At 74.8% G+C, this 1,752-nt stretch carries 1 protein-coding gene; it reads right to left on the reverse strand.

Going from position 1 to position 1,752, the window contains the following annotated elements:
• A partial coding sequence (locus tag ACH4EB_RS38675; RefSeq protein WP_398353229.1) for a polyketide synthase dehydratase domain-containing protein occupies positions 1–1,752 on the reverse strand: 1,752 nt, incomplete at both ends.

Here is a 1,752-nt window from a genome sequence, read left to right on the forward strand (position 1 = left end):
CCGACCGCACCAGACCCCACACCGCCGCACCCGCCAGATCCACACCCGACACCGCACCACGCGTCACGAACACCAGACGCGAGGCGGCAAACCGCCCATCAGCCAGCCACGACTGGGCCAGGTCCAGCGTCCGGGCGGCGGTGGCGTGCGCCGACTCCACCAGGTCGCCGGAACCGGCGTCCACCGGGACCAGCACCGTGCCCGGCACCTGGCCGGACTCGGCGAGGGCCGCCAGGTCGGGGTGGCTCTCGAACGGCGCGCCGGCCAGGGAACCGAGTGTCGCCACGGGCTCCGCGGCCCGGGCCGGGGGCAGGCGTACGGGGTTCCACTGCACGCGGAACAGCGCGTCGCGCCCGACCGGGCTCGCGCCGCCTTCGAGCGGGTCACCGGAGGCCGCCCGCAGGACCAGGGTGCCGACGGAGGCGACCGGCTCGCCCTCGGTGTCGGCGATGTCGAGGGACAGCGTGTCGCCGCCGTGCCGGACGATCCGGGCCCGTACGGCCGAGGCGCCGGAGGCGTGCAGCGAGACGTTCTCCCAGGAGAAGGGGAGGACGCCGCGGTCCAGCCCGTCGAGGGCGCAGGCGTGCAGGGCCGCGTCGAGCAGGGCCGGGTGCAGACCGTACGCGGGCGCGTCGGCTTCGGCGGCGTCGGGCAGGGCGACTTCGGCGAACACCTCGTCGCCCCGGCGCCAGGCGGCCCGCAGGCCCTGGAAGTGCGGCCCGTAGTCGAATCCGCTCGCGGCCAGGCCGGGGTAGAGGCCGCTCAGGTCGACGGCCTCGGCGTCGGCGGGGGGCCAGGATTCCGCGTGGAAGTCGTGGCCGGGGTCGGCCGGCTCGCCGGCCACGAGGACGCCGGTGGCGTGCTGGACCCACGGCCGGTCGCCGTCGCCTTCGGGACGGGAGCGGATGGTGAGGGCCCGGCTGCCGGTCTCGTCGGCGGGGCCGACGTGCAGTTGCAGTTGCACGCCGCCGTTCTCGGGCAGGACGAGCGGGGCGGCCAGGGTCAGTTCGTCGATCCGGCCGCAGTCCGCTTCGTCGGCGGCGCGGACGGCGAGTTCGACGAAGGCCGTTCCCGGCAGCAGCACCGAGTCCATCACCACGTGGTCGGCCAGCCACGGATGTGTCGGGAGCGACAGGCGTGAGGTGAACAGCAGGCCGTCGCCGCCGGACAGTTCCACCGCGGCGCTCAGCAGCGGATGCCCGGCCGCTTCGAGACCGGCCGCGGTGATGTCCCCGGTGCCGGTGGCGCCGGGGGTGGGCCAGTAGCGCCGGTGCTGGAAGGCGTACGTCGGCAGGTCGACGACGTGTGCGTCCGTGCCGGTGAAGAACGCGGCCCAGTCGATCGCCGAGCCCTCCACATGCAGGTGTGACAGGGCCGCCAGGAGCGCCGCCTCCTCCGGGCGGTCCTTGCGCAGGGCGGGGACGAGTACGGCCTCGTCCGGCAGTGACGCGCGGGCCATGGCCGAGAGGGTGCCGTCCGGGCCCAGCTCCAGGAAGCGGGTCACGCCCTCGGTGTGCAGGGCCTGTATCCCGTCGGCGAACCGTACGGCTTCGCGGACGTGGGTGACCCAGTAGTCGGGGGTGCGGAGCTGGTCCGGTGTGGCCGGGCCGCCGGTCACGTTGGAGACGACGGTCAGTTCCGGCACGCCGTACGCCAGGCGCTCGGCGACGGCGCGGAAGTCGGCGAGCATCGGTTCCATGAGCGGCGAGTGGAAGGCGTGCGAGACCCGCAGCCTGCTGGTCTTGCGCCCCT

The sequence above is a fragment of the Streptomyces sp. NPDC018045 genome (assembly GCF_044327445.1).
Taxonomy (GTDB): domain Bacteria; phylum Actinomycetota; class Actinomycetes; order Streptomycetales; family Streptomycetaceae; genus Streptomyces.